The following is a 23,835-nucleotide window of genomic DNA, read 5'->3' on the forward strand; positions in this document are numbered from 1 at the left end:
TGGCTCCTGTATGCGTGGTAATTGTGCACGCCGTCAATTGAAAGTAATGAGTGCCGTTTTTCCTGCTGCCAGCATGCGATATTGTGGCCTGACCACATTGAGGTGAATCGCACCCAGTGAGGGGGGCAGTGTCAGGCTAACCTGTTCAATCTCCTGACCCTTGTTGTGGTGCAAACCTTCCAGGACTAACTCAGCCTGGCCCGTAGGGTGAGTCAGAGTGTGCAAGCTTTTCAGCTGCAAGGCAACTACGGCCTTGTTGAGGTGCAATACTGTGTTATTTTCAACCAGGTCTTTAAGAAAGGCCTGTTGCTGTGTTGCAGTCAGATTGGGTGCCATTACCACATTGGTGTCACCCAGCATCCAGGCCGCCGGATCCTGAAGGGCCTGGAACCAGTGCTGCATATCAATGTGTAAACGCAACTCTGCCTGACCATCTCTCAGAGTGAGTCTGGCTTTATTGCTGTCTATACTGTGTGCCATCGCGGCATTGACCTGACTCAGAACACTCATCATTAGCAGGCAGAGCACGTATTTCATAGGACTTACCTCTTTTTTATCGGCACAAGGTGCCAGTTTCAACGATCCCGCCATTGCTGACGGTCTTTTGTTCAAACCGGTAGCAGTTTTCCTGTCCACTGATTGGGGTGTAGTTGACATAGTACTGGGTACCTTGGTGCGAATAGGTCATGCTACGAGTACCATCTGCCAAAATGGTATGTTGCAGGTTACTCACACCGCCTTGCGGCGGCGTCAGATTGGCGCGCATTTGGGGGTTATCGCTACTTAAAGGGGCAACACGGGGCAGGATCTGTGTATTCACTTCACCCATTAAACATTGAAACACATAAGGGGCCTGATCCGATGTGTGGTATCGGTAACCGTATTTACTATCAGTCTGGCCATGACATAAATCCAATGCCCCGTCTTCAATTGCAGTGCCATCCGGGTTGTTATGCCCATACAATGGGTAGCCGTCGTAACCCCAGCCCAGGATGGCATCATCGCCCTGATTTTGCATGGCGGCAATCATACAGGTGGGCGTGGCATGATAGTGGTAGTCATCTCCACGCCCGGCGTGCCCACCACAGTTATCGAGTTGCCCAAGTGCCTTGGTATCCACTTTCGGGTCGTACTGATACAGATCCAGCTCACCCTGGGATGAATAATCATAAATGGGCACGCCATTTACTGCGACCCCAAGTGCCGCATCGATACTGGTCGGGGTGCCACTTAATTGCCGGTCAAGCCGAATGGGTGCTGCATACCCGGGGGCGGGCACGGGGATCTGTTCATTGCTGCCAGTGATCCCATTCATCAGATCATGATCCGGGTATGTATCGGATGTGATATAGGCATACTCAGTGTCACAGGTGACTGCAACATCGTTGAATTCGGCGTTGCTGACTGACTGCTGCACCTGTTCACAGGCGCTGAGTGTGACATCAGGAAAACGGTTTATGCTTACCGTTAAGGTGGCGGTGTCCAGAGTCAGAGAATCGATGGCGCTAAGAAAAGTGTCCCTGTCTAGCGTTATATTCTGAGTCAGAGATGGGCTGTCAGACAGTGCGTACAGAGTAAAAGTGAAGAGGTGCTGGCCCGGAGTCTGTGGGCAGGGCGGTGCATAGGCTTGTTCGTTATTTACACTGTTATTGCCGAGGGTACCGATTGAGGCGCCTGCTGCCATTGATTCAATGTCCCCATCTATATTGTAAACCAACCAATGTTGCTCATTTGCGGCAGTGGTCATGCTGATTGCATACTCCTGTGTATCAGCAGGTGCACCTGCCCAGTTTAATGGTGGTGACAGGTTATCACCATCACAGGTGTAGCTGGTCGGCAAGGCCTCTTGATTGTTGAACGCCGGGCTGGTCAGACTTAATGTGGAGGACTGTGTTGTGTCATCGGCTGAGTCGTCACTTGTGTCGCCCTGGCTGTCACTTGTGTCGCCTTGGCTGTCACTTGTGTCGCCCTGGCTGTCACTTGTGTCGCCTTGGCTGTCACTTGTGTCGCCTTGGCTGTCACTTGTGTCGCCTTGGCTGTCACTTGTGTCGTTTTGCGCAGTATTACTGGTATCCGATGATGCATCGGTTTGCGTTGTGGCGGCTGAGTCCGATGAACCTGAACCACAGGCTGTCAGCAGGCTACAGAACGCGATTAAGAATAGTTGTTTCATGCAAACCTCAAAGTAGCTGTTGTCTTATTATTCAGTCTAGATGGCAATTGTGGGGATAAAATAGTGCAAATTGATATTTTTTATCCTCAATAAATTAATGAGTTATGCAAATAACGATATGCACAGTGCGCAAATGTGTGGAAACTGTGTGGTTTGTTTATCCCGATAAAAATCATCCTGACGACAGGGCACAACGGGTTCAAAATACAGGTCGCGATTTGACTATTTGTTCAAAATGCTCTGATAACAGGTCGATAAAGTGTCGTACTTTGGGTGAAAGATGACGGCGACTTGGATAAACCACATAAACGTTGACTTCTGGCTGTGGGTAGTCAGGAAACAGGGTGATAAGTTGTTGTTGTGCGATAAATGTGTCGACATAAAATGCAGGCAGACGTGCAATACCTATCCCATCACGGGCCATGGCAGTTTGCATATGACCGTTGTTGCACAAGATCCGCTGCCGCACATCTACATGAAAGGGGTTGCCCTGTTTGTCTTTAAACTCCCAGCGATCCGGGGTTTTATGATTGCTGTAACAAATACTGTGATGCTTTTCCAACTCTTTGGGATGATGTGGTTGCCCAAACCGACTGATATAGTCCGGGCTGGCAACAACGTAGGTCTTGCATTGATAAACACGTTTGCAGATCAGGCTGGATTCTTCCAGTTGTGGGGTTGCCCGCACGGCCAGATCATAGCCATCGCCAACCACATCAACGGCTTTATCCTCAAGATCCCATTCCAGCGAAACATTTGGATAGCGGTTCAGGTACTCAGCCAATACGGGTTGTAGGTAGTCGGTACTGAACGCCACCGGGCAGGTGATTTTAAGTGTGCCTCTGGGGATATCATCAGTCACATTTAGTTGTTGTGCTGCGGCCTGAGCATCCTGGATAAGTTGAGTGCAATTTTGGTAGTAAGACTCACCTTCCGGTGTCAGTGCCAATGTACGCGTGGTGCGGTTTAACAGTCGCACACCCAGCCTTTCTTCAAGTCTGGCGACCACTTTGCTGACATGCGAAGGAGAGTGACCCAGTTTCTGTGCTGCGGCAATAAAACTCTTACTCGCGACGACTTCAGTGAAGATCTCTATACCTTCAAAAAGATTATTATTCATATGGAAATAGTAACTTTACTTTTACCCTATTAATCATTATTAAAACCTAATATACACTGGTTGTCATCAGCTTGAGGTGAACGCTTATCGAAGTGAGCGCCTGCACAAACCTAAATTTGTCTTATTTTGAGAGGGTAATCCCATGAAAGTTTTAGTATTCGCAGCCAGCAACAGCCGTCAATCTATCAACCAGCAACTTGCAAGCTATGCTGCTTCGTTGATCCCTAATGCAGAGGTCGAAGTGCTGGACCTGAATGATTATGAAATGCCAATTTACAGCATTGAGCGTGAAACAGACGGTGGTATTCCGGACGAAGCGCAGCGTTTCTTTGCCAAAATTGGTGCTGCGGATGCGATTATCGTTTCCTTTGCTGAGCACAACGGCAGCTATTCAGCGGCTTACAAAAACTTGTTTGACTGGACATCACGCATCGATATGAAGGTATATCAGAATACGCCTATGCTGATGATGGCCACGTCTCCGGGTCCAGGCGGAGCAAAAAGTGTATTGGCATCAGCTGTAGGCTCTGCACCTTATTTTGCTGCGGATGTTAAAGCCAGTCTGTCAGTTCCTAGCTTCTTTGATAATTTTGATTCAGAGGCAGGCGAGCTGAAAAATGCTGAGATTAAACAGGAGCTTGAGGCTGCGCTTAAGTTACTACACTAATCAAATTTGAACGTCAGAACACCTTGATAACACAGGCCGGGCGATACAAAATATTGCCCGGCCTGTTTGATTTTTATTCTAACAGCCTAATTACTTTAAAAAAGTTACCTTTGGGGGTTTTCAAAGACAAAAAAATCTTCTAGTATCTTTGTCGTCGATTTGGGGCTATAGCTCAGCTGGGAGAGCGCTTGCATGGCATGCAAGAGGTCGGCGGTTCGATCCCGCCTAGCTCCACCAAATCTCTTATCCTTCCCATGTTGTTGTTTTTATTCCCCCTTAGTTACGATACAGTTTTCGTAATCAATATCATTTTTCCGGGTCATGAATGAACAATCTATTTGCTAACTTACCAGCTGATCTCAGCGATGAAGTCTTTCAGACACTTTTGTCTCATGAGCAGCTAAAAATCGAGCGGATCGTCTCTAAAGGGCACACGTCACCGTCTCAGGGATGGTACGACCAAAATGAGCATGAGTGGGTGCTGGTGCTGCAGGGCGAAGGTGAGCTCACATTTGAAGATGGCCGGGTTGAGCGTCTGGCTGCGGGCGATTACATCAACATTCCGGCCCATTGTAAGCATAAAGTCAGCTGGACCGACCCCGAGCAGGAGACACTCTGGTTAGCCATTTTTTATCGATAGCCATTTGTCGAGTACGGTCTGGAGCTTGTCCAGTGCAATGGGTTTGCTGATGTAATCATCCATACCTGCGGCAAAACAGGCCTCAATATCTTTGATCAATACATTGGCAGTCAGGGCGATGATGGTAAGTTGCATGTGCTGAGGCATACTACGGATTGCTTTTGTCGCTTCAATGCCGTCCATATTGGGCATATGCATATCCATCAGCACCAGATCATAATGTTCTTTTTCCAGTTGCTGCAAGGCTTGCTGGCCGTCGGTAACTATGGTGACACTGAGGCCCAGTTTTTCTAAAATGGCCTTAGTGACAATCTGATTAACCGCATTATCTTCCGCTAACAAAATATGGCCATGTAATTCTCCCAGCGTCACTTGATCGCTGTCTTCTGAATAAATCAGGCAGCACGTGGTTACAGGCCAGTTAAAGTCAAACTGAGATCCCTCTCCTTGCACTGATTGACAGTTGAGGTGACCACCGCACAAGTCAATAATATGCTGACAGATACACAGGCCCAGCCCGGACCCTCCATAGCGCCGGGTCGTACTTTCATCTTCCTGATAAAATGGGTTAAAAATTTGCGGGAGCTTGTCTTCTGCGATACCTATGCCGCTATCAGATACGGTAAATCTGAGCATTACCTGCTCCATGTTGCCGATGTTTTCTACTTCCAGGCGGATAAACCCTTCGTGGGTAAACTTGATGGCATTATTGAGCAGGTTGAGCAAAACCTGTTGTAAACGGTGTTTATCACTGACCACCTCTTTAGGCACCGTATCGCCAATTACCAGCTGAAACCTCAGCCGTTTTTCAATGACTTTTTCACTGAATATCTGCTCCAAATGGTGCAATACCGCATATAAGTCAAAGGGCTCAAAGTACAGTGATACTTCGCCCTGATCTAACTTAGAAATATCCAGAATGTCATTAATCAGAGTCAGCAGGCTTTGCCCCGACTCATTGGCAACCCGGATCAGGGTGGTTTGCTCTGCATTAAAACTATTCTGTTGATTGAGTAACTGGAGGGTACCCAGAATGCCATTCATGGGTGTGCGGATCTCATGGCTCATGTTAGCCAGAAAGCGGCTTTTGGCATTGGCCGCTTCTTCCGCGGCGAGTTTCGCTATTTCCAGTGCCTGAGTACGCTCTTCTACTCTGTGTTCCAGCTCAGATTCTCGCTGGAACACCTTGTCGCGCATCTGTGCAAACGCCCGGCTGAGCTTGGCCAGTTCATCTTTGCCCCGGGTAGACAAAGACACGTTGAAGTTACCCTGAGTCAGTGCCTGTGCGGCTTTGGTGAGTTTGGCAATGGGCTGATATATGCTGTTTGAAAAGCGCCAGGCAACCAGCAAAGAAACGGCAATGGCAAATGCCAGAATAATCAACAACTGCTGACGCAATTCATACACCGGGGCGAACACCACATGTTCGGGTAAAGTTAAGGCGATGCTGTACCCTGAGGACTTGACGGGCGCATAAAAAATATAAGATTTGGGTCGGGTGGGGGTTTTATCCAGCTGCGCATAGCCATTAAAGCCCGCAATCATCTTCAGGCCGATCTCTTTTAGTTGCGGATCTGCTTCTTCCGTGACTTTTAAGCGTATCGCGATTTTTTCGCCAATGTCATTAACAACAAATTTCCCCTGTTCGCGTTTGAGCTGAATGATTTTGTCCGGCTGCCAGTGATACATGTAAATCCCTTCCTGAGATACCAACATAAATCGGGCATTGTCGTAAAATTGATGGACTACCTGCTTGGAAACGGCCTGTACCAGCCTGTCTATCTCGCGCCAGGGAATGCTGCCCCCCAGTAAACCAGCTACTTTGCCATCATTGGCCAGTATGGTTGCTGCGACCACGATTTGCTTAACGCCCGTTGTGTAGGAGATCATCGGCTCAGATACATAAACTTCCGCGTTTTGCTCTACATTTCGGCCAATGGTTTGCTGCCAATAATCGCGGCGCGAAATGGTTCTTTTACGTGCTGTTGGTGACTTATCATCGAAGGTACGGAGCATATTTTGAAAGGGATTACCGCCTTCGGTATTGTGAAAGCTGCCGTCGGGGCGTCCAATAATGAACTTTTCGTAAGTCTGATCATGGGCGGCTTTTTCTGTTTGCAAAATGGGGGAGATGTGCGCAAAGTCCATGGCTTTTAAGGTTGGTTGGCGCGCCAGGGTCGCCACTTCGCTTTTGCGCTTAGCGAAATAGCGGTCGAAAATGGCGGCTGCATTATAAACTTTGGCCTGAGCAGCTGAAATGCTCAGACGTTTTGCCTGCTCTGTACTGTGTAACATAGCCAGTAAGAATATCACCAGCATTGGAGCCAGTGCTGTTAATCCCAGGATCACCGTCAGGCGCGTTTTTAATTGCATATATCAGATTAAAAAGCTTCTTATCTCACAAGTTTAGACAATATTTTGGCTTGCACCTCTCGTTATCGCAATTTTTCTCCCCAGCCCGCTGGTAAATGAGGTGGGTTAACTGCGAGGCTGGCACTTTGCGGAATAGTGCTTTGTGAGATCGTCGATTCTTTATTCCATATCAAGTAAGCCAGAATTAAGGACTGCTACATTAGTAAGGTGTTTAGCCCCTATGAGTGGTACTAAAGCGTGATACTGAAATTTCTGATTTGGGCATTGTTGTTCGGTTCGGTATGGGTCGCAGCTGAGCCCATTTTACCATTGCACAGTGTCGCAACGGATGCGCGCAAGGTTGCATTGGGTCGCCAATTGTTTTTTGACACCCGGCTGTCTCGCAGTAACGAAGTAAGCTGTGCTTCGTGCCATCAGTTGGCAACCCATGGCGCTGACAACACAGCCCGCTCTAAAGGGGTCGCCGATCGGCTTGGTGACGTGAGAGCACCTACCGTCTATAACTCAGTATTCAATATTCGTCAGGCCTGGGATGGCAAAGCCATTGATTTAAAAGCTCAGGTTACGCTCCCTGTAGAAAATCCCAAAGAGTTTGCCACCACTTGGCCTGCGTTGATTGCCACCCTCAAGGAGGATAAAGCCTTCCTGAGCGCCTTTACACAGGTTTATAAAGATGGGCTGTCTAGTGATGCCATCAGTGATGCGATTGCCCACTATGAGCGCAGCTTAATTACCCTCAATGCGCCTTTTGATCTGTGGCTGCAAGGCAAGGGAAGTTTGTCTGAACAAGCACAGGAAGGATATCGCTTATTTAAATACTATGGCTGTATCAATTGTCATCAGGGTAAAAATGTGGGTGGCAATATGTTCGCCAAAATGGGCACTTTTGGTGACTACTTTGGTGATCGCGGTACCCCCATAGAGCCTGCAGATTACGGTCGATATAACGTGACGGGTCGTGAGGCCGATAAGTTTACTTTTAAAGTGCCGGGTCTGCGTTTGGCCGCGAGACAAGCCTACTTTTTTCATGATGGTAGTGAGCAAAGCCTGACTGGCGCTATTAATACCATGGCCCGTTACCAGCTTGGCCGCTCACTCAGCCAGGCAGAGCTAGAGGCCATTGCCGCTTTTCTGGAAAGCCTGGTTGGCCAGCATCAGGAAATGACACAATGAAGTCTTCTCTGAAACTCAACTTCCCTGTCATTGGCCAGTGTCTGTTGGTGATGGTGCTAACGGCTTTGATGGTGTATTTCTTTCGCGCCCATATCGCCACGGGTGAGCGCCAACATGAGCAGGTATCTCATTTGTTTGATGCCAAATCCATCGATGCCAAACTAGATAAGTTTGCACTTGAACTCAGTGTGGGTAGCTTGCGCCATTTTGATGAGCTGCAGCAACTGGACAGGGCATTACAGCAGCTGACAGATAAGCAGCAAAATCGGCACGTTAGTATGGAATTTCTTGCCTACCTCAGGTTGCTCAGACACAAGATGGCATTGATGGAGCAATTAAAAACCCAGGCCGTGGGGATGCGCAATGGTCTGACTTATTTGCCTGTGGTACTGGATGAAATGATTGCCACGCAGCATCCTCAGGCATTACTTGGCAGTACCATACTCGCCAGCCTGGTAACCTCAGGCCAGCCGTTGGATGAACTGTTGCTGGATACCCGCATTCGGGCTTTGGCAGAGGCGAGTGTCATATCACAAAGCCATGCTTTACTCAGTCGTCGTTTTGTCAATCATATCCAGGTTGCCGTTGAATACTATCGTCAGGTCCATGCGACGCGCCAGGATTATCTGGCCATCAATAGCAAGCAGGCCTTTGCTCGCCTTTATGGGGCGCAAATGGACTTGCATGGTTCGCAGTTGAGGCAGACCCGGACTTTGAGTGAGCAGTTGTTTGGCCTGGCGGTGGTGTTGTTGCTGACCTTGTTGTTTATTTTACAGCGGTTAAACAAAGCCAAAAATCATGCATTACAAGCCAGTCAGCTATTACATGATGCCATTGAAAGGTTGCAGGAGGGGTTTGCGCTATATGACAGCGAGGGAACACTGATGCTTACAAATCAGTGCTGGCTGCGACACTACGGGGTATTTTCCAGGTCTGAGTTTCCGCAAACGCTGAGTGAGTGGCAACAACGCCAGTCGGAGTTTGTTCAAGAACAAAGTGACACGCCGCAGCGATTGCAAAGGACAACGCATGGACGCTGGTTGCAAATTCGCCATGCGCGTACTGCCGAGGGGGGATATGTTTACATCAGTGTGGATGTAACTGAGTTTAAAGAAGTTGAAGCAGAGCTCAAAACCGCGGCAGCGGTTTATCAGGCGACTCAGGAAGGGATCATGACCACCAATGCAGAGCTGGAGATCATGGCGGTGAATCCGGCTTTCACACGCATTACCGGATATCAGGAGCAGGAAGTGCTGGGCAAAAAGCCGAACCTGCTTAGCTCGGGCCGTCACGATAAACGTTTTTATGAGCATATGTGGCAAACTCTGCACACCAAAGGTGAGTGGGCGGCTGAGATCTGGAATCGTCGTAAAGATGGTACGGTTTACCCCGAATGGCTCGCCATCAGTGCTGTTCAGGATGAGCAAGGGCAGGTTCAGCAATATATTGCGGTGTTATCTGATATGACAGAACGCAAGGAACAGGAAGCCAAAATAGCCTATCAGGCGATGTATGATGCGCTTACCGGGCTGCCAAATCGGCGTCTGCTGCTGGACAGGATCTGTCAGGACCTGAAACAAATTGAGCGTCAGCCTCACCTGAGTGCTTTATTGTTTATCGACCTGGATCGCTTTAAACGCATTAACGATGCAATGGGGCATGACGCGGGTGATAATTTACTGCTGGAAGTGGCCAACCGACTGAACCATCTGGTGCGACGGACCGACACCCTGGCCCGCTTCGGTGGCGATGAATTTGTGTTGTTGCTTAGCCAGATCAGCGAGGTTGAGGATGCCGCAAAAGTGGCAGAAAAGATCCTTACTTCTTTGGCTCAGCCTTTCACCATCAACGGGTTTGAGGTGATCAGTGGCGCCAGTATTGGCATTGCTATCATGCCTGATGATGCTCGCGAGCAACAGGAGATCCTGCGCCGGGCCGATCTGGCTATGTATAAAGCAAAAGAAAGCGGTCGTAATCAGTATCATTATTTTGCCCCTTCAATGCAGCAGCAGGTTAACCGACGCGTAGAGTTGGAACAATTGCTGCGCAGAGCCATAACAAGCAATGAACTGGAGGTGTTTTATCAACCCATCATTGAGCTTAAAACGGGCCAGTTACATGGCTTTGAAGCCTTGACTCGCTGGTCACATCAGGGGCAATACATTGCACCGGATGAATTTATTCCGGTTGCGGAAGAAAGTGGCCTGATCTCTGAGCTAGGGGAGTGGATGCTGATGCGCGCCACATCAGACATTGCGGCTTTAAATCGTACGCTCGATCTGGATTGTTGTTTGTCGGCGAATATTTCCAGTCAGCAATACCGGCTGGGTTTCAATGCTACAACCTTACGGCATATTCTGGTTCAGACCGGTTTCAAACCGGCCAATCTGGCGCTTGAGATCACTGAGAGTATTTTGCTCGATGATGATGAGGCCATCCTCGCCTGGCTAGAAGGGCTCAGAGCGACGGGGGCACATTTATCGATTGATGATTTTGGTACAGGTTACTCCTCGTTAAGCTATTTGCGCCGTTTTCCCATCAATACCATCAAGATTGATAAGAGCTTTATCCATGAGTTCGCACATGCTCCGGACTCACAAAATCTGGTGCGTGCCATATTATCAATGGCGGCTAGCCTTGGGTTGTCTGTCATTGCTGAGGGCGTGGAGCATGTTGCGCAGCTCGAAGGCCTTAAGGAAATGGAGTGTGATCTGGTGCAGGGCTATGTGTATGCTAAACCTATGTCACTCAGTGAACTTGAGATCTGGTGTAAGACCTTTTCTCAAAATCATTTCCAGGATCTCGCTTAGATGCGCAAGAGTTAGTGGCTCAGGCCCAGAATGGCAGCATTGTTTACGGGGAGTGCATCATAAGTTATGCGCGTTTGAAATGACGCGTTAAGTTGCACTCGCTGCTGAGGGTGATGGGTGTTGTGTAAGCAAATCTGGTCTTGTTGGATGAAATAATACGCTTTTTGATAACACAGCGCCGCCAGCCGGGCGGCTGCTCGCTCTGAGCATACAATCAATACACTGAATTCCCGGTAATCAAGGTCGGCACTGGCCCCCCAAAGTGGGTGTATTTTATAGCCCTTGCGCTTTAATGCCGGATAGAGCAGGTGCTGAAACCGGCGGTTTTCGGCTAGTGTTCGTTTTATGCCCAGTGGATTCCATAAACTGATGATTGCGCCTTGTGGGGCTGCCGGTAGCGCAGAACATGGTCTAAACCAAACGTCCTGGTAGAGCTGCCACAATTCATTTTTAATTTGACGGTGCATGTATTTTCACGAGTTACTTCACAATGGCTTCACAGTATCAGCGTTACGGTGAATCTGTCCAAACAAAGGAGACTCGATAATGAAAAGACAATTGATGGTTGCATCTTTATGGTCGCTGGTGAGCATTAATGCTATCAATACGGCCACCGCCGCGGAGGAGCCGCACGTGCTGATGGTGTTGAGTAGTTATGGTAAACAGGTTGATGGAGAAACGATTCAACCGGGTTTCGAATTTGACGAACTCAGCAAGGCCTATCAGGTATTCAGCGACAATGGCATTCAGATCACCCTGGCCTCACCGGCGGGCGGACAACCTCTGGCAGATGAATATAACCGGGATAAATCCTATAACAAGGCGTTTTTGAGTGATCCACAGGCGATGAATGCTTTGTCTGATACCGTTAAACTTGCCAGTCTTGATGGGCAAGCGTTTGACGGCGTGTTTATTGTTGGTGGCAAAGGACCCATGTTTGATCTGTACCAGGATAGCGAGTTACAGCGTCTGATCCGGGAAATCTACGAGCAGCAGGGTATAGTGGGGGCTGTGTGTCACGGTCCGGCAGCCCTGGTTGACGTTAAGCTGAGCAATGGCGCATACCTGGTCGATGGTAAAAGAGTAAATGGCTTTACCAACCTGGAAGAAACGGCTTTTGGTAAAAAGTGGCGTCCTCAGTTTGAGTTTTTGTTGGAAGACAAGCTTAAAGAGCGCGGTGGTTTGTTTGAGCAAGACGGACTGATGCTGAATCAGGTTACGATAGACGGCCGTTTGATCACTGGTCAGAACCCTTTTTCTACCGCAGATACGGCGATGGCCATGGTGCGAGCCATGGGGATTGAAGAGGTCAATGAGCCTGTTTATAAGGATGACCGCAGTGTTAAGCTGGCTGAGCTGCTGTTCAGAGACAAAGCAGCTGCTATGGCACAATTTCAGCAATCACCTGAGCAATATGATGTTCAGATGTTAGCTATGATAGGTGTCTATCAGGCCCGGTTTGCCAAAACGCAATTACAATTACACAATGCGATTGAATTGATGACTTTTGCGCAATCTAAATTTAACCACCCTATGATTGAGCTGACGATTGCACAAGCGTACGTCAGACAAAATGATCAGGCTGAGGCAAAATCCAGCCTGCTGCGAGCGCAAAAAACGTACCCTGATAATGAAAAAATAAAGGCCATGCTGGCCAGGCTGTAATGTGTTTTCGGACTAAAAAACTGCGGCAAAGGGGTGAGCTTTGACCATGCCGCATTAACTATGAAATTTACTAATAGCTGAATGGCTGGTTGTTTTATGTCCATTGTCACTAATAACGGTATAAAGGGTGGGGAAAAATTTGCCCAGAGCAATCAGAAACCACCATATGTATCATTTTTGTTTTATATTTGTTTTCTACTTGTGCAATGTGAATAAATCCTTGCACCTGGGCTGGGTCAACTTATTATTTGTTCTATTAACAAAAGTCATGTACTTTCATCGCAATTCGGATTTTAAAAAGTCCTTTCAGACGCTACACTAAGCTTGCTTGATAACTCAAAACGTCAAAGGAAGTGTATCTATCATCATGAAGTTAAATGATAAATATGATGCTGACTTTAGCCGTGCAGTATTTGGGCCCTATGAGCTACACAAAAGGAAAAGGTTGTTAACATATTGTGGTGAAAGCGTGCGCCTTGAACCTCTTATCTATGACTTATTAGAATATTTTATCTGTCATAGAGATAGGGTGATTGGCCGGGATGAATTGTGCCGGGAGATCTGGCAACAGGAGTATGTCGACAACAATGCCATAAATCGGGCTGTTTCCGAATTACGGCGCTGTGTTTCCAAACATAAACTTGGGGTTGACGTGATCAGAACGCATTACCGCAAGGGCTACAGTTTCAATCTGGTGGTTGAACTGGATCCCAGACCTAACCCGTTCCGTTGGATAGCTAAGTGGTTTCATCAGGCTGTACCATGCAAAGAACAGTGATCAGTAAAACAACTGGCTTTTCTGTCAAAGCCCGCTGGGCAGGCGTCGCTCAGCCGATCGTGCTTAATCTCTTTGTATTGGTTTAGTGAAGAAAGTCTACTAAACCTGTATCTAATCTAACCTCCGTGCTGGTGGCGGGCTAATTTCTGAAATTTGCCTGCCTGCATCAGGAGCCTGCTTATCTTTTTGCTGCAATCAAACTAATCTGCATTGATACATAACCAATTGGAAAGGTTAAATTTTCCGATAACAGAGATAAAAATTTCTCTTTTAGAATCTATGCCTTAGGTATTAGTTCGCAAATTTTTTCCTCGCCTATATGGAGCTAGGTGCCTCAGCGATAGCGGTGCTATCGACCCATTTTCTTGCCTCAAATAAGCACGCTTAATTAAACAAATTGGTATAGGAGTGCATTTGAGGGCAGGTAATGACTGTTAGATCGTGTATGTTACCATTTTTCGCTACCGGGTCACTTAGCATGAGGCGATGGGCGAGCGCCACTCAAAGGTGACAGACAATAAGCAAGTAGTTGTGTTTTATACACTGGGCAGGCTCGTTTTTACGAAAAACGTGGGGTGTGATAAACTTACCTTAAATCAAAGGACTAACCGGGTAACATTATGGCGCCGCCACTGCAACAATTCTCTCGCTGGTTTTGTACATTGCCTCAGAGCCAAAAACAAGTGCTGACTGAGTCTCTCAGCCCTGTTTTTGTTGAGCTCAGTGAGGTGCCCTCAGCCTGCAAAGAGCAAACCTTGCTGAGGTTACTTGCTAACCAGGCAGCTAGCGTAAACCTGATTGCCTTAGTGCTCAATCTGCGCACACACATAGAGCATACGATGACGTTACAGGCCGATGCGCTGCCCAGGCTGGCTAACGCCGGTGATTTGCTTTTTTATAGCCGTGCACAGGATGATGACTCACTCAGGAAAATTGCAGATGAACAGTGGCAATGGCAGCAATCACGTGAGTCCTGGCTCGAACTAAAACGCGCTTACTTATCGTTAGAGTATGTACGCCGCTGGTTGCAGGCCAGCTGAATTAAATTTCACACTGCTTTCACGAATGCCGCGTTAGTGTGATTACATGATTGTTAGTTTGGTGACCAGGATGGCGCAAGTAAAAGTACTTTTAATTGAAGATAATCAGGATCTGAGCCGCAATATCGGCGAGTATATTGAATCACAGGGTGCTGTGGTGGACTTTGCACACACCGGAGAGCTGGGTGTGCAACTCGCACTGGAACAATTTTATGATTGTGTGGTCTTAGATGTGATGCTACCCAAAATGGATGGATTGGCTGTCTGTCAGCAACTGCGCACAGAGGCCAATCGCCATATTCCCATCATTATGCTGACTGCCCGCGATACGCTGGATGACAAGCTCAGCGGTTTTTCTCTTGGCGTAGATGACTACCTGACTAAGCCGTTTGCACTTGAAGAGTTGTGGGTCCGCTGTAATGCCCTGGCCAGACGCCATTTACTCAATAGTGAACACACACTACGCCTGGGGGAAGGTGACAAAGCCTTGTCTCTGAACAATCAAACCCAGCATATTGAGCGTGCCGGCTCCCCATTAACGCTGCAACCGATCCCGTTTAAAATTCTGCGTTTGCTCATGGAGCATCATCCCAGAGCGCTGAGTCGCAGCGAGCTGTGTGACAGAATTTGGGGTGACGAGCCGACGGACTCAGATGCGCTGCGCTCTCATATCTACCAGTTACGCAAGGCCATAGATAAGCCATTTTCCAGCCCGATCATCAAAACCATTCATGGTATTGGCTTTGCACTTGACATAGAAGGATAAATTGCCTGTGAGAGCGACTCAGCTGCGCAATCGTATTGTCGGTTTTTTTGTTGGTATTGCCCTGTTCATCAGTGCACTGTTTGGTGCTGCGAGCTTTTTGTTTGCTTACAACATTGAAGATCGATTCTTTGTCTCTTTGCTGGATGATGAAGCTAAGACTATTGCTATTCAACTTGAAGCGGGTCAGCAGCCAACGCCACGACTGGATTTTATACGTTACTACCCGGCGCATGCGGAATTACCGAGGGTAGTGCGCGAAGCGCTTCAAGCAGAGCCGCATCGTATCGAATTTAGTGGCGAAGATGTTGCCCACTATCACCTCAAAAAATTGCCTTCCGGGTACTTACTGGCGGAGGTCAGTGAACAGCTGGTGGTGCGTAAAATCAAAGGCGGGATGCTGAAATTTATTCTGGTGTTGTCAGGGGGCGTACTGGTGCTTGCTTTGGTGCTGGCCTTTGCCTCACTGATCATGGCAAAACGTCTTGTTAAGCCCTTGGATACTTTAGTTAAAATAGTCGAAGATGCACCGGTTGAACGTTTACCACAGAATTTCTCGGGGCAGTTTGTGAATGACGAAATTGGCGCATTTGCCAGGACGCTGGAACAGGCTTTGGCAAGAATACGGCGCTTCATTCATCGTGAGCAAGCGTTCACCCGCGATGTTTCTCATGAATTAAGAACGCCGGTGGCCATCACGCAAAGCTCTCTGACCTTGCTCAGACAGACGTCATTGAGCGACAAACAGGCTGAGCTGGTTGACCGAATTGCAGATGCACAGCATCAAATCACGCAAAGTCTTGAGGTATTACTCGCATTGGCTCGGGAAGAAACTCTGGCGCATGACAGTGTGCGTGTTTTACCTGTGGTTGAGCAGGTAATCTTAGCTCAGGCTGAGAAAATAGCGGGTAAAGAGATTGAAGTCGAGGTAGAAGTACCAGCAAAACTTGCGTTACCTATTGCCACAAGTGCATTACAGCTGTTGCTGAATAATCTGATCGGCAATGCGTTTACCCATATTCACAGCGGTTTGGTGACGATCAGTGCCAGCACGCATTCCATTACTGTTGCAGATACCGGCGGCGGAATAGCCCCTGAGCAGTTAAAGACACTGTTTGAACCGGGCGTGAAAGGCCCGGATAGCAATGGCATGGGCATGGGCCTGTCTATGGTCAAGCGTTTATGTGAAAAGCTGGACATTGAACTGAGTGTCACCAGCTCAGACTCTGGTAGTTCGTTTTGTCTGCAATTTCAGTCCGTTTAATTGTCAGAGCCAAGAAAACAGGGCCTGAAAGGCTGAGTGGTGAGACTGTGAGCTCTGGCATGCTTTTTCAGATCAACAATACCGGAAATGAATGATGATAATTTCTGATTTAAATGTGTCGGATGGACAGATAACTGAACTTTATGTGTATTCAAGTTTAGTTAAGGTCGTTTTGGAAGATTGGAAAGGCGAGAAGTATAGCCTTGCTTTTAAAGGTGTTGTTGGAGTTGAGTGTTATTCCCCAGAAGGTGTCGAGTTGTGTCAGATAAGTGTACTGACTGAATCTGAAAAGATAAGCAAAGTGTGTGCTATCGCAGAGGCCGAAGAGAATGAGTTTAAAGAATACTCATTTATTTCGGCCTGGACAGATTTGCCAGTTTTGAGTGTCTTTAGTGGTCATGTTGAAATAAACCGGCTAAACCAAGATAGCCAAATACATTTGCATGAATACGTACACAAAAACTAGTAGGCGCTCATAGACTACAGCAAAGTACTCTTTACTCGCTTGTGACCTATTTAGCTAAGTTCAGATGAGAGAAGTACAAACAAGCCTAAGCCCGAAGCCTATCCAGGCTTCGGGCTTTTTACTATCTGCTAGTACTGAAGCTGCCCACCGTTTTGAATAAACTGCACATAATCCTGCCAGGCTTGCTCTACGCCTATGCCCAGTATATCGGTGAAGACACGGTCAAATGACCAGGTGTAGTTGGTGTAATCTACTGCTGACTGGTTAAACTTGCGGATAAACAGTGGGTCTTTTTCCTGTTTAATGTAATGCAGGAAGAAGCCGGTGGTGGTGTATCCGCCCAGCCACTTTTTGGGGTTGGTGATATCCGGTTGTCTGGTTTTATGGAAACCCGCGCCAATTCGCACGGCATCTGCCAGACCTTCGGTATACGCCCAGTAAGGACCGCCGTCTCCATAGCCATCGTGCGTTATCGGAGAGTTATTGTAGCCATGTGTCACTTCATGGAACAAGATGCCGTCAATTTCGTCGCGGATCGCGTTGTCGTCATTGTTTCCTTCCCGATAGACTTTTTCCAGATGCTTGGTGCTGACGGCAATGGTCATCTCGCCGGACCCATCCTGGCCGAGTTTATAGGCTACAAAGTCGTTGCCCCATGCGTCTTTTTCTCTGAGTTCAAAGCGCAGGTGTCTGAAACGTTGCGATTCTTTTGGATCGGTATAGAGCACCTGGGCTACGTCCACGCAGCGGTTTGCCATATGGGCAGCCGGGTCGCTTATGATGCGTTTTACCAGTTGCGAACCCGCCGTTTCCGGATTCATATCTACAAAATCAACAACCGGCTTGTCCCAGTTACCGCCGCCATTGTTACTCTCTTCTTTGATATTGATGGTGTAACTGGTGGCAGACCAGCCATAGACAGAGACATACAGATTATTGCCTTGTGCCTGGCATGATTCCGTTGCTGTGGGCGAGGTGCTGGCACAGTGATAGTTGCTGGTGGTTGGCTGGCCACCCAGGCCTATATACAGGTCGGCATCGCCGTTACCTGAGGTGGTTGCTGATACTTTTCCCGCCACATTGAACGGCCCATAATGCTGCCAACTTCCTTTACTGATTGACTTGCTGTCTGTCAGCGGTAAGGCGTCATTCGGTGGCGGTGTCACGCCACCCAGCAACTCAATTTCTGCCAGCTGTAAAATCCCGGCACCCTGGTTGGCGGTGACATTCAGCTTGTAGTGGCGATAGGCCTGGCTGTTAGCGACACTATACTGGCGAGTCTGATAGCGTGCAGAAAAGGTCTGATTGGTTTGTGTATCAAGTTCGTACCAGGTGTTGCCATCATTTGAGCCGAGTAATTGCCAGTCTTGTGGATCGCGGCTGGCCGCATCATTGGCCGAAGTCAATGTGTAGCCCGACACCACCTGAGGAGTGTTGAACTGATAGGCTATCCAGCCTGTGGGCGAGAAGGTCAGCCATTTGCTGTACTGAGAATCATCAAACGCCTTGGCGCGTCCTTCTGCTGCGCCATTCTCCCCGCTTGCGGTGATAACCCCTGAGTTTGGTTGGGTCAGATCCGCGCTGGCAAAGCTGGTAGGTGCGAGCAGGGCGCTGCTCAGGCACAATGCAAGCGTACTTTTACTGTAGTTGTGGTGTTTTTTCATCCTGTTGCTCTCTTTTACATGTTGTATTTTTGTAACGTTCCAATTTTCAGGTGTGATGACGACTGGTTACATAACTAAAGTGGCTATTAAATTTAGTCTTTACTTGTTTTGGAACGATCTAAATATTGCCCGTGTCACTTTATTTGTCAAACTGATGTAAATAATAAATTGGTTTAAAGTTGAGCAGTTTGGTTATAAGACAGGCAAGCATTGGCGTGCAGCGGCTGTTTAAGAGAGGATGTGTTATAACCCGTTTGGGGTATTGGGGTGTTCGGTATCCGTATCGTTGTCAAGAAGGCTATGGTATACCAGCTCTGAAGCAGTTTGTGCAGAGGTGAATATTTGGCAATCCCGTTGCTCGTAAGCACCCGTTTTTTTGTGCCTTGTTCGTCTATGATCTTTGCAACGAACCTGATGCTCTAATAATAAAAAGTTTGCAAAGCAGTAATGCAGACTGCTATTTAGACGATGTAATAGCTTGTAATACAACGAGTCTTTCAGCTGAGCTAACATGGCGCCGCTTAAATTAATAAAAACGAGGTCGCCAAATGATAGCAACTAACAACGAAGTAGAATTTGAAACGAATAATCCTGAGCGATCAGTTATTTCTTACCTTGGCAATGGTGTAAAAGCTTATATTCATAACCTGTCAGAGCTTCATTCACCATTCGAAGACGTAACCAATTATGTATCAACTATAGCCAGCAATGAATTTCACTCTGAAGTAAAAGCGGAAATGAGTCATGAAGAGTTATATGAAGCAAAAAGCAAGCAGAGTGGCTTGAGTCTGGACTTCGGCTTCTTCTCATTTGGTCATAAGCTTCAGAAGTCGAGTAGCAAAGACATCAAAGAAAATACCGCAAAACTGTTGATCCGCAGTTATCGTGAGGCCAACCACATTGCACTTAATGCAAAACTTACTACGTCTGCCCGGGCGATGAATAGGGAGAGTTTCTATCGTAGTTATGGGTGTTACTATGTTGCTGGCGCTGTTACCGGCTACCACTGCGACATATACTTGTCTGTGGAATGTTCATCAAAGCAAGAGGCCCAAACAGTGGGCAGACAGCTTGGTGCGACAATATCAACAAGTGACGGTAGTATGTCAATGGATGCCAAAAAGCACTCTGAGTTTCTGGAAAAAGCAAAAAAACTAAACATAACGGTGAACATCGAGCATAACTTACCCTCTGAGATCCTGAAAGAAGTTAAACTTGATGGTGAGGACGAGAATGAGTTTGCCAGGTTGAGTAAAGCATTAAAAATAGCCACACAAATTGATACTTTAAGTGTTGAAAAATGCCGCAGTGTGATCCGGTATGAGTTGAAAAAGTATTTGCAAAATAGTGATGACAGTTACGCATTTACGGACACATCTTTAGAAAAACTCTTTGCGGAGAGTGTAGACTTTAATGAAAGCAGTATTAAGCGGCGATTTGATGAGTGCCTGTCTGCACTCAGTGCCTGTTACGAATACCACAATCACAAAGCCTGGTATAAAAGTATTGCTGATTTAGAGAGCAAACAGCGTTACTTCGAAGATAAACTTGACGCCTACCATAGCTTAATTGGCACTGTAAATGAAAACCCTTGGGCAAACATAAACAAGAAAGTAGCTGACATTAAAAAGAACTATACCCGAGAGCTAGATAGTAAGAATAGCATCAAATTGGTGCACTTGGATGAGACGGTAAATGAGATTTTCATTAAAGCAGTTAAAGAGAACGACAAAGAGAAAAAAGGTGGTCAAGCTGCTGTTGACGATATCTTCAAAGCTGTGACTGAAGCAAGTGCTAGCATAGGTTTGGAGGGGGAGTGGACAATTTGTAATGGCAGTTCTGATAACCCAATCTGGTTTAAAAGTGACGCATGTTTGCAAACTGAAAATGACAACAAACATGGCAGACACAAAATTACTGCTGTTTTTACTAAACTAGGTCCTTCCCAACACCCGTAGCGGCGCGAGCGCGGTTATGTTGCATGCTTAGCTTTTCAGCAAAGGCCTACCAAGTGTGTAGGCCTTTTTGATTGCCAGCCTTTTTTAAGTAATGCTAATGGGTGTTTGCCAATGCTTTGCTGTAAATGTAGTTTACATAGTTATGGCCATTACTGCGCAGCCCTTCAGAAAGGTAGATAGCCCAGGATTGGTTAAATAAGCTAATGACACGCTCCACTTTATCAGCACTGTGATATGGTGTAATGAGTTTAGGGGAGGTGAAGCCATCATAGATGGTTCCTCGTGTGCTGTTTAGTACACCATTTAGCTCTTGACCATAATAGATCTTGTTTGGGACTTGACTAAAGTGACTGATCATTTCTTGTGTGCCGTCATTGTTTAAATCCGCTGCAACTAACATGTCACTTGTTGCGGAACCATTATAAAAATAACTACCTGATCCAAATGCCGGGAGTGATCCTGAACTGGCCGGCCTGCTTTCATAAATGGTATTGCTGGAAAAACGCTGATACATGCGCTGCTTAGGATCTGTGCTTCTGAGACGCCCTGGCTCCATGAGTGACAGTGTTTGCGTACCAGAATAGACCGTTTGATTTTTCCAGCTGGACGTTTGTGCATCCCAGTAAATACCTATAACCTTGTTATCATCAAGCGCCACATACAGCTCCTGATTGGCACTATATATTTCCCCAACACCAGACAGGTCAGCTGCCTGTAGTTTATTTACGGAGGTATTGTTTGCGCCATGATAGATTTCGTTACCGGAAACTGGATTGCCGAGGCCATCAAAAGCGGAGCCAAGTAGTTCGCTACTTCCCGACCAATTTGTAATGAGTTGTTCTGGCTCTGCACCTTTCAGTGACGCGATTTGACTCGCAACTAAGTTGTCCTGATTCGCATTATGAAAGGTCCAGCGTGTGTTTGCTATGTCGTTCAGTTGCCTGTTTTCTACTTCAGATCCAGTGAGAAACAGTCTTGCACCAGATAAATCAGTGCTGTTGTCCTGAAAGTAAATCTCATCTATGCCGTCACCATCCAAATCAGCGACTGCCTTGATATCCAACGCTTGATTTTCTGCGTTGATCCTTTCGTGGATCCCTGACTCGCCAATCAGAAAGACATCCTCTTCTGTGTTATCTAGCTTCACCAGAAGGTGCGGGACATCATTACCATTTGAATTTTCCATGGTGATTGCTTTGGCCCACAATGGCTCCAAGTTGCTACGATATCCGTCAGCAACGGGATTGCCAATGCAGTCAATACAATCAGGTTTTCCACCCGTATACAGGCTTGTGCCCGCAGAGACTGAAATCAAAGGTGCATAACGTGAATCTTTGCGAGCGTGAAAATACACTTTCTGGCCAGGACCTTTGATGACATTCATACCTATACTGCGATCTCGGTGTCCCATACGTTGGCTTATGAAGACAGAGAGCTCTTCGCTGCCTTTGGTATTGAAAGCAACAGTGTTGTATGCAAAGTGATTAGTCCAGTAGTTGTGCCCCTGACCGTCTTTTTGAGTTTGGCCCCCAGAGGTAGAAAAGAAAAAGTCTGGATAGACATTCGAGGGCTGTTTAAGCGGGTTGTAGAAGTTACCGATACTGGTGTCATCAGCAGGGTTGTATGGAACAATCGTGTTATTCGCTATCGTATTAAAAGTACCTGATAACAATACTGATGTTCTGGGTATTAACTTAAAGGTATTAAACTGGATCCGTGTTTTGTATGCACCGGCCCGGGTCTGTTCAGCGAGTGGGTCGGTCGGAAGCATACACTGAGTAGCGGAATCGAGACATGTTCTTCCACCAAGCTTAATGGCTGCACTTAAAATCATTTCAATTTTATTGTGCTCAATGATCGAAGGCTTCATGTTGCTTAGAATATAGATTGCATGATCTGCAATTTCTTTTATGGTGTTACCGGTGATCACCCATTCTTGCCCATTGCCGTTAACCCCCTCTACAAAGTTTTGTATGGTGTTATTTTTGACATGTATTGGTCCGTAACTAAACTGTTGGGCAATGCCTGAATGAAAACCCATACCCGCAGAGTTGATATTGAGATGTGCGGACAGCGCGCCAGAAGCACTGAGTAGCTCAGACAGCATATTCTCAGTATGGGCTATTGGGATACTGCCTTTGATTGCTGAGTTTTGGATTGTGGCATTACCCACAATAGCAATACCAGCCCTTGCTGGATCCAAAATGGTCACATTATCGACAGTGACATCATTACTGCCGCCAGCCAGGCCAATCATGATCATGCCCGACCACAGACGGCGATCTCTGCCATTAAAGTAAAGATTGTCATTATTTTCATGCAACGTATAAGCTGGATTTTGGATATGGTTCCAGTGGTGATCTCCTTCAAATGACAAGTTTTTGATCGTAATACCCTGCGCCTTACTTGGCACCATCAACACCACTCTTCCGTGATGTAGACCATCAAAGCCTTTTCCTGAATAGTAAAGTCTCGGAGTCGGCTGGTTTGACATCCCTTCAATGGTGATATTGTCCGCTTTTATAAACAGCTTAGGTAAAAATGCGTTGTGGATACCATCAACAGGTGCATCCGGGTGGGCTTCGTATAAATCACTGAAGTTGTAATCACAGGATGCAACCATAATCTTAGTGCGTGCAGGCCTTGGCGTTATGTTATTGGCGACTCGCACGGCCCAGCGCAGCTGCTCGGCTCGATTTTTGTCGCTCATATCAACATTGTTTTTTAGTTCTGCTGGCATATCGGCAACAATGGCACTAACACTATCGCTATAACCACCCAGGTTTTGCGTTTCCCAAAAAGAATTGCTTTGCAATATCAGTGTATTATTGCTGTCGACGCTGCTTGGTAGTGGTGACTCGCAATGATTACTCGCTTGAGCCTGATTAATACTTGATAAAAACACTAAGCAGGAAGCGAAAAACAGGAGCTTCGTTATTTTTTGTATCATGGTTTTAAGGTCCTTCCATTCAAGTTTGATTTGTTCAAAAGAACTGACAAAGCCGCAATATTCAACAGCTTTGATTGTTGCAGCTTTTCATCAGTCCCTGAAAAACTAGCCCATAGCTGGCTGTTGGGCTGTGTATTTTATACCTGAGTAACAGAAGAGGGTAAATATTTTATATTGTTTACTGGGATAATTAACGAGCAGTGCCTGGCGAATCTATTTTTAAATATCATGTGGAGGTGCCTGGCGTCGTGTTCTGCTCATCGTCTGGTGAAGTAGAATACCTTGGTGGGGGTTGATGAATTTACAAGTGTAAAACGTTAATAGTATAATG

Annotated in this window: 18 protein-coding genes and 1 tRNA gene; 12 read left to right on the forward strand and 7 right to left on the reverse strand. The window is 46.9% G+C overall.

Going from position 1 to position 23,835, the window contains the following annotated elements:
* Positions 1-33: 33 nt before the first annotated feature.
* The 3 genes from PRUB_RS22770 to PRUB_RS22780 all read right to left on the reverse strand — a co-directional run bounded on the left by PRUB_RS22770 (position 34) and on the right by PRUB_RS22780 (position 3,293).
* Complete coding sequence (locus PRUB_RS22770; protein WP_010379979.1) at positions 34-537, reverse strand: hypothetical protein; 504 nt, start codon at positions 535-537, stop codon at positions 34-36.
* Between the two features lie 16 nt (positions 538-553).
* On the reverse strand, positions 554-2,173 hold the full coding sequence (locus tag PRUB_RS22775) for a YHYH protein (protein ID WP_010379980.1): 1,620 nt from the start codon (positions 2,171-2,173) through the stop codon (positions 554-556).
* Between the two features lie 199 nt (positions 2,174-2,372).
* Complete coding sequence (locus PRUB_RS22780; RefSeq protein ID WP_010379981.1) at positions 2,373-3,293, reverse strand: LysR family transcriptional regulator; 921 nt, start codon at positions 3,291-3,293, stop codon at positions 2,373-2,375.
* Between the two features lie 142 nt (positions 3,294-3,435).
* Here PRUB_RS22780 and PRUB_RS22785 point away from each other — a divergent pair, with 142 nt between their 5' ends.
* The 3 genes from PRUB_RS22785 to PRUB_RS22795 all read left to right on the forward strand — a co-directional run bounded on the left by PRUB_RS22785 (position 3,436) and on the right by PRUB_RS22795 (position 4,600).
* Complete coding sequence (locus tag PRUB_RS22785; RefSeq protein ID WP_010379982.1) at positions 3,436-3,960, forward strand: NADPH-dependent FMN reductase; 525 nt, start codon at positions 3,436-3,438, stop codon at positions 3,958-3,960.
* A 161-nt stretch (positions 3,961-4,121) separates the two neighbouring features.
* Positions 4,122-4,197, forward strand: a tRNA-Ala gene (locus tag PRUB_RS22790).
* Positions 4,198-4,285: 88 nt separating this feature from the next.
* Complete coding sequence (locus PRUB_RS22795) at positions 4,286-4,600, forward strand: cupin domain-containing protein (RefSeq protein WP_010379983.1); 315 nt, start codon at positions 4,286-4,288, stop codon at positions 4,598-4,600.
* On the opposite strand, the gene PRUB_RS22800 is transcribed toward PRUB_RS22795, so the two are convergent.
* Positions 4,580-6,973: an ATP-binding protein gene (locus tag PRUB_RS22800; protein WP_010379984.1), complete on the reverse strand. Its 2,394-nt coding sequence runs from the start codon at positions 6,971-6,973 to the stop codon at positions 4,580-4,582. The two genes, PRUB_RS22795 and PRUB_RS22800, sit on opposite strands and share 21 nt — an antisense overlap.
* Positions 6,974-7,210: 237 nt before the next feature.
* Between PRUB_RS22800 and PRUB_RS22805 the strand changes: the two genes are divergently transcribed.
* Together PRUB_RS22805 and PRUB_RS22810 are read left to right on the forward strand one after the other, a co-directional pair.
* Positions 7,211-8,146 (forward strand): cytochrome-c peroxidase, encoded by a 936-nt coding sequence (locus PRUB_RS22805; protein ID WP_010379985.1) that lies wholly within the window; start codon positions 7,211-7,213, stop codon positions 8,144-8,146.
* Complete coding sequence (locus PRUB_RS22810; RefSeq protein ID WP_010379986.1) at positions 8,143-10,956, forward strand: EAL domain-containing protein; 2,814 nt, start codon at positions 8,143-8,145, stop codon at positions 10,954-10,956. The genes PRUB_RS22805 and PRUB_RS22810 overlap by 4 nt, the downstream gene beginning before the upstream one ends.
* An 11-nt stretch (positions 10,957-10,967) precedes the next feature.
* Here the strand turns inward: PRUB_RS22810 and PRUB_RS22815 are convergent, their stop codons facing one another.
* Positions 10,968-11,423 (reverse strand): DUF3293 domain-containing protein, encoded by a 456-nt coding sequence (locus tag PRUB_RS22815; protein WP_010379988.1) that lies wholly within the window; start codon positions 11,421-11,423, stop codon positions 10,968-10,970.
* A 79-nt stretch (positions 11,424-11,502) separates the two neighbouring features.
* Here PRUB_RS22815 and PRUB_RS22820 point away from each other — a divergent pair, with 79 nt between their 5' ends.
* The 6 genes from PRUB_RS22820 (at position 11,503) to PRUB_RS22845 (ending at position 16,932) form a co-directional block, all read left to right on the forward strand.
* On the forward strand, positions 11,503-12,621 hold the full coding sequence (locus PRUB_RS22820; RefSeq protein WP_010379989.1) for a type 1 glutamine amidotransferase domain-containing protein: 1,119 nt from the start codon (positions 11,503-11,505) through the stop codon (positions 12,619-12,621).
* A gap of 367 nt (positions 12,622-12,988) precedes the next feature.
* On the forward strand, positions 12,989-13,399 hold the full coding sequence (locus PRUB_RS22825) for a winged helix-turn-helix domain-containing protein (protein ID WP_010379990.1): 411 nt from the start codon (positions 12,989-12,991) through the stop codon (positions 13,397-13,399).
* Positions 13,400-14,019: 620 nt separating this feature from the next.
* Positions 14,020-14,439 carry a hypothetical protein gene (locus PRUB_RS22830; RefSeq protein ID WP_010379992.1) on the forward strand — a complete coding sequence of 140 codons (420 nt, stop codon included), beginning with the start codon at positions 14,020-14,022 and terminating at the stop codon, positions 14,437-14,439.
* Between the two features lie 70 nt (positions 14,440-14,509).
* On the forward strand, positions 14,510-15,205 hold the full coding sequence (locus PRUB_RS22835) for a response regulator transcription factor (RefSeq protein ID WP_010379993.1): 696 nt from the start codon (positions 14,510-14,512) through the stop codon (positions 15,203-15,205).
* A gap of 7 nt (positions 15,206-15,212) precedes the next feature.
* On the forward strand, positions 15,213-16,466 hold the full coding sequence (locus PRUB_RS22840) for a sensor histidine kinase (protein ID WP_010379994.1): 1,254 nt from the start codon (positions 15,213-15,215) through the stop codon (positions 16,464-16,466).
* A gap of 91 nt (positions 16,467-16,557) precedes the next feature.
* Positions 16,558-16,932, forward strand: a complete 375-nt coding sequence (locus PRUB_RS22845) for a hypothetical protein (protein ID WP_040644491.1) — start codon at positions 16,558-16,560, stop codon at positions 16,930-16,932.
* 128 nt (positions 16,933-17,060) lie between these two features.
* Here PRUB_RS22845 and PRUB_RS22850 read toward each other — a convergent pair whose 3' ends face one another.
* Entirely contained in the window at positions 17,061-18,596 is a 1,536-nt protein-coding gene (locus PRUB_RS22850; protein WP_010379996.1) for a basic secretory protein-like protein, read from the reverse strand.
* 548 nt (positions 18,597-19,144) lie between these two features.
* Here PRUB_RS22850 and PRUB_RS22855 point away from each other — a divergent pair.
* Positions 19,145-20,554: a hypothetical protein gene (locus tag PRUB_RS22855; protein ID WP_010379997.1), complete on the forward strand. Its 1,410-nt coding sequence runs from the start codon at positions 19,145-19,147 to the stop codon at positions 20,552-20,554.
* Between the two features lie 94 nt (positions 20,555-20,648).
* Here PRUB_RS22855 and PRUB_RS22860 read toward each other — a convergent pair whose 3' ends face one another.
* On the reverse strand, positions 20,649-23,504 hold the full coding sequence (locus PRUB_RS22860) for a hypothetical protein (protein ID WP_010379998.1): 2,856 nt from the start codon (positions 23,502-23,504) through the stop codon (positions 20,649-20,651).
* Between the last annotated feature and the right edge of the window lie 331 nt (positions 23,505-23,835).

It is taken from the genome of Pseudoalteromonas rubra (genome assembly GCF_000238295.3).
Taxonomy (GTDB): Bacteria; Pseudomonadota; Gammaproteobacteria; order Enterobacterales; family Alteromonadaceae; genus Pseudoalteromonas; species Pseudoalteromonas rubra.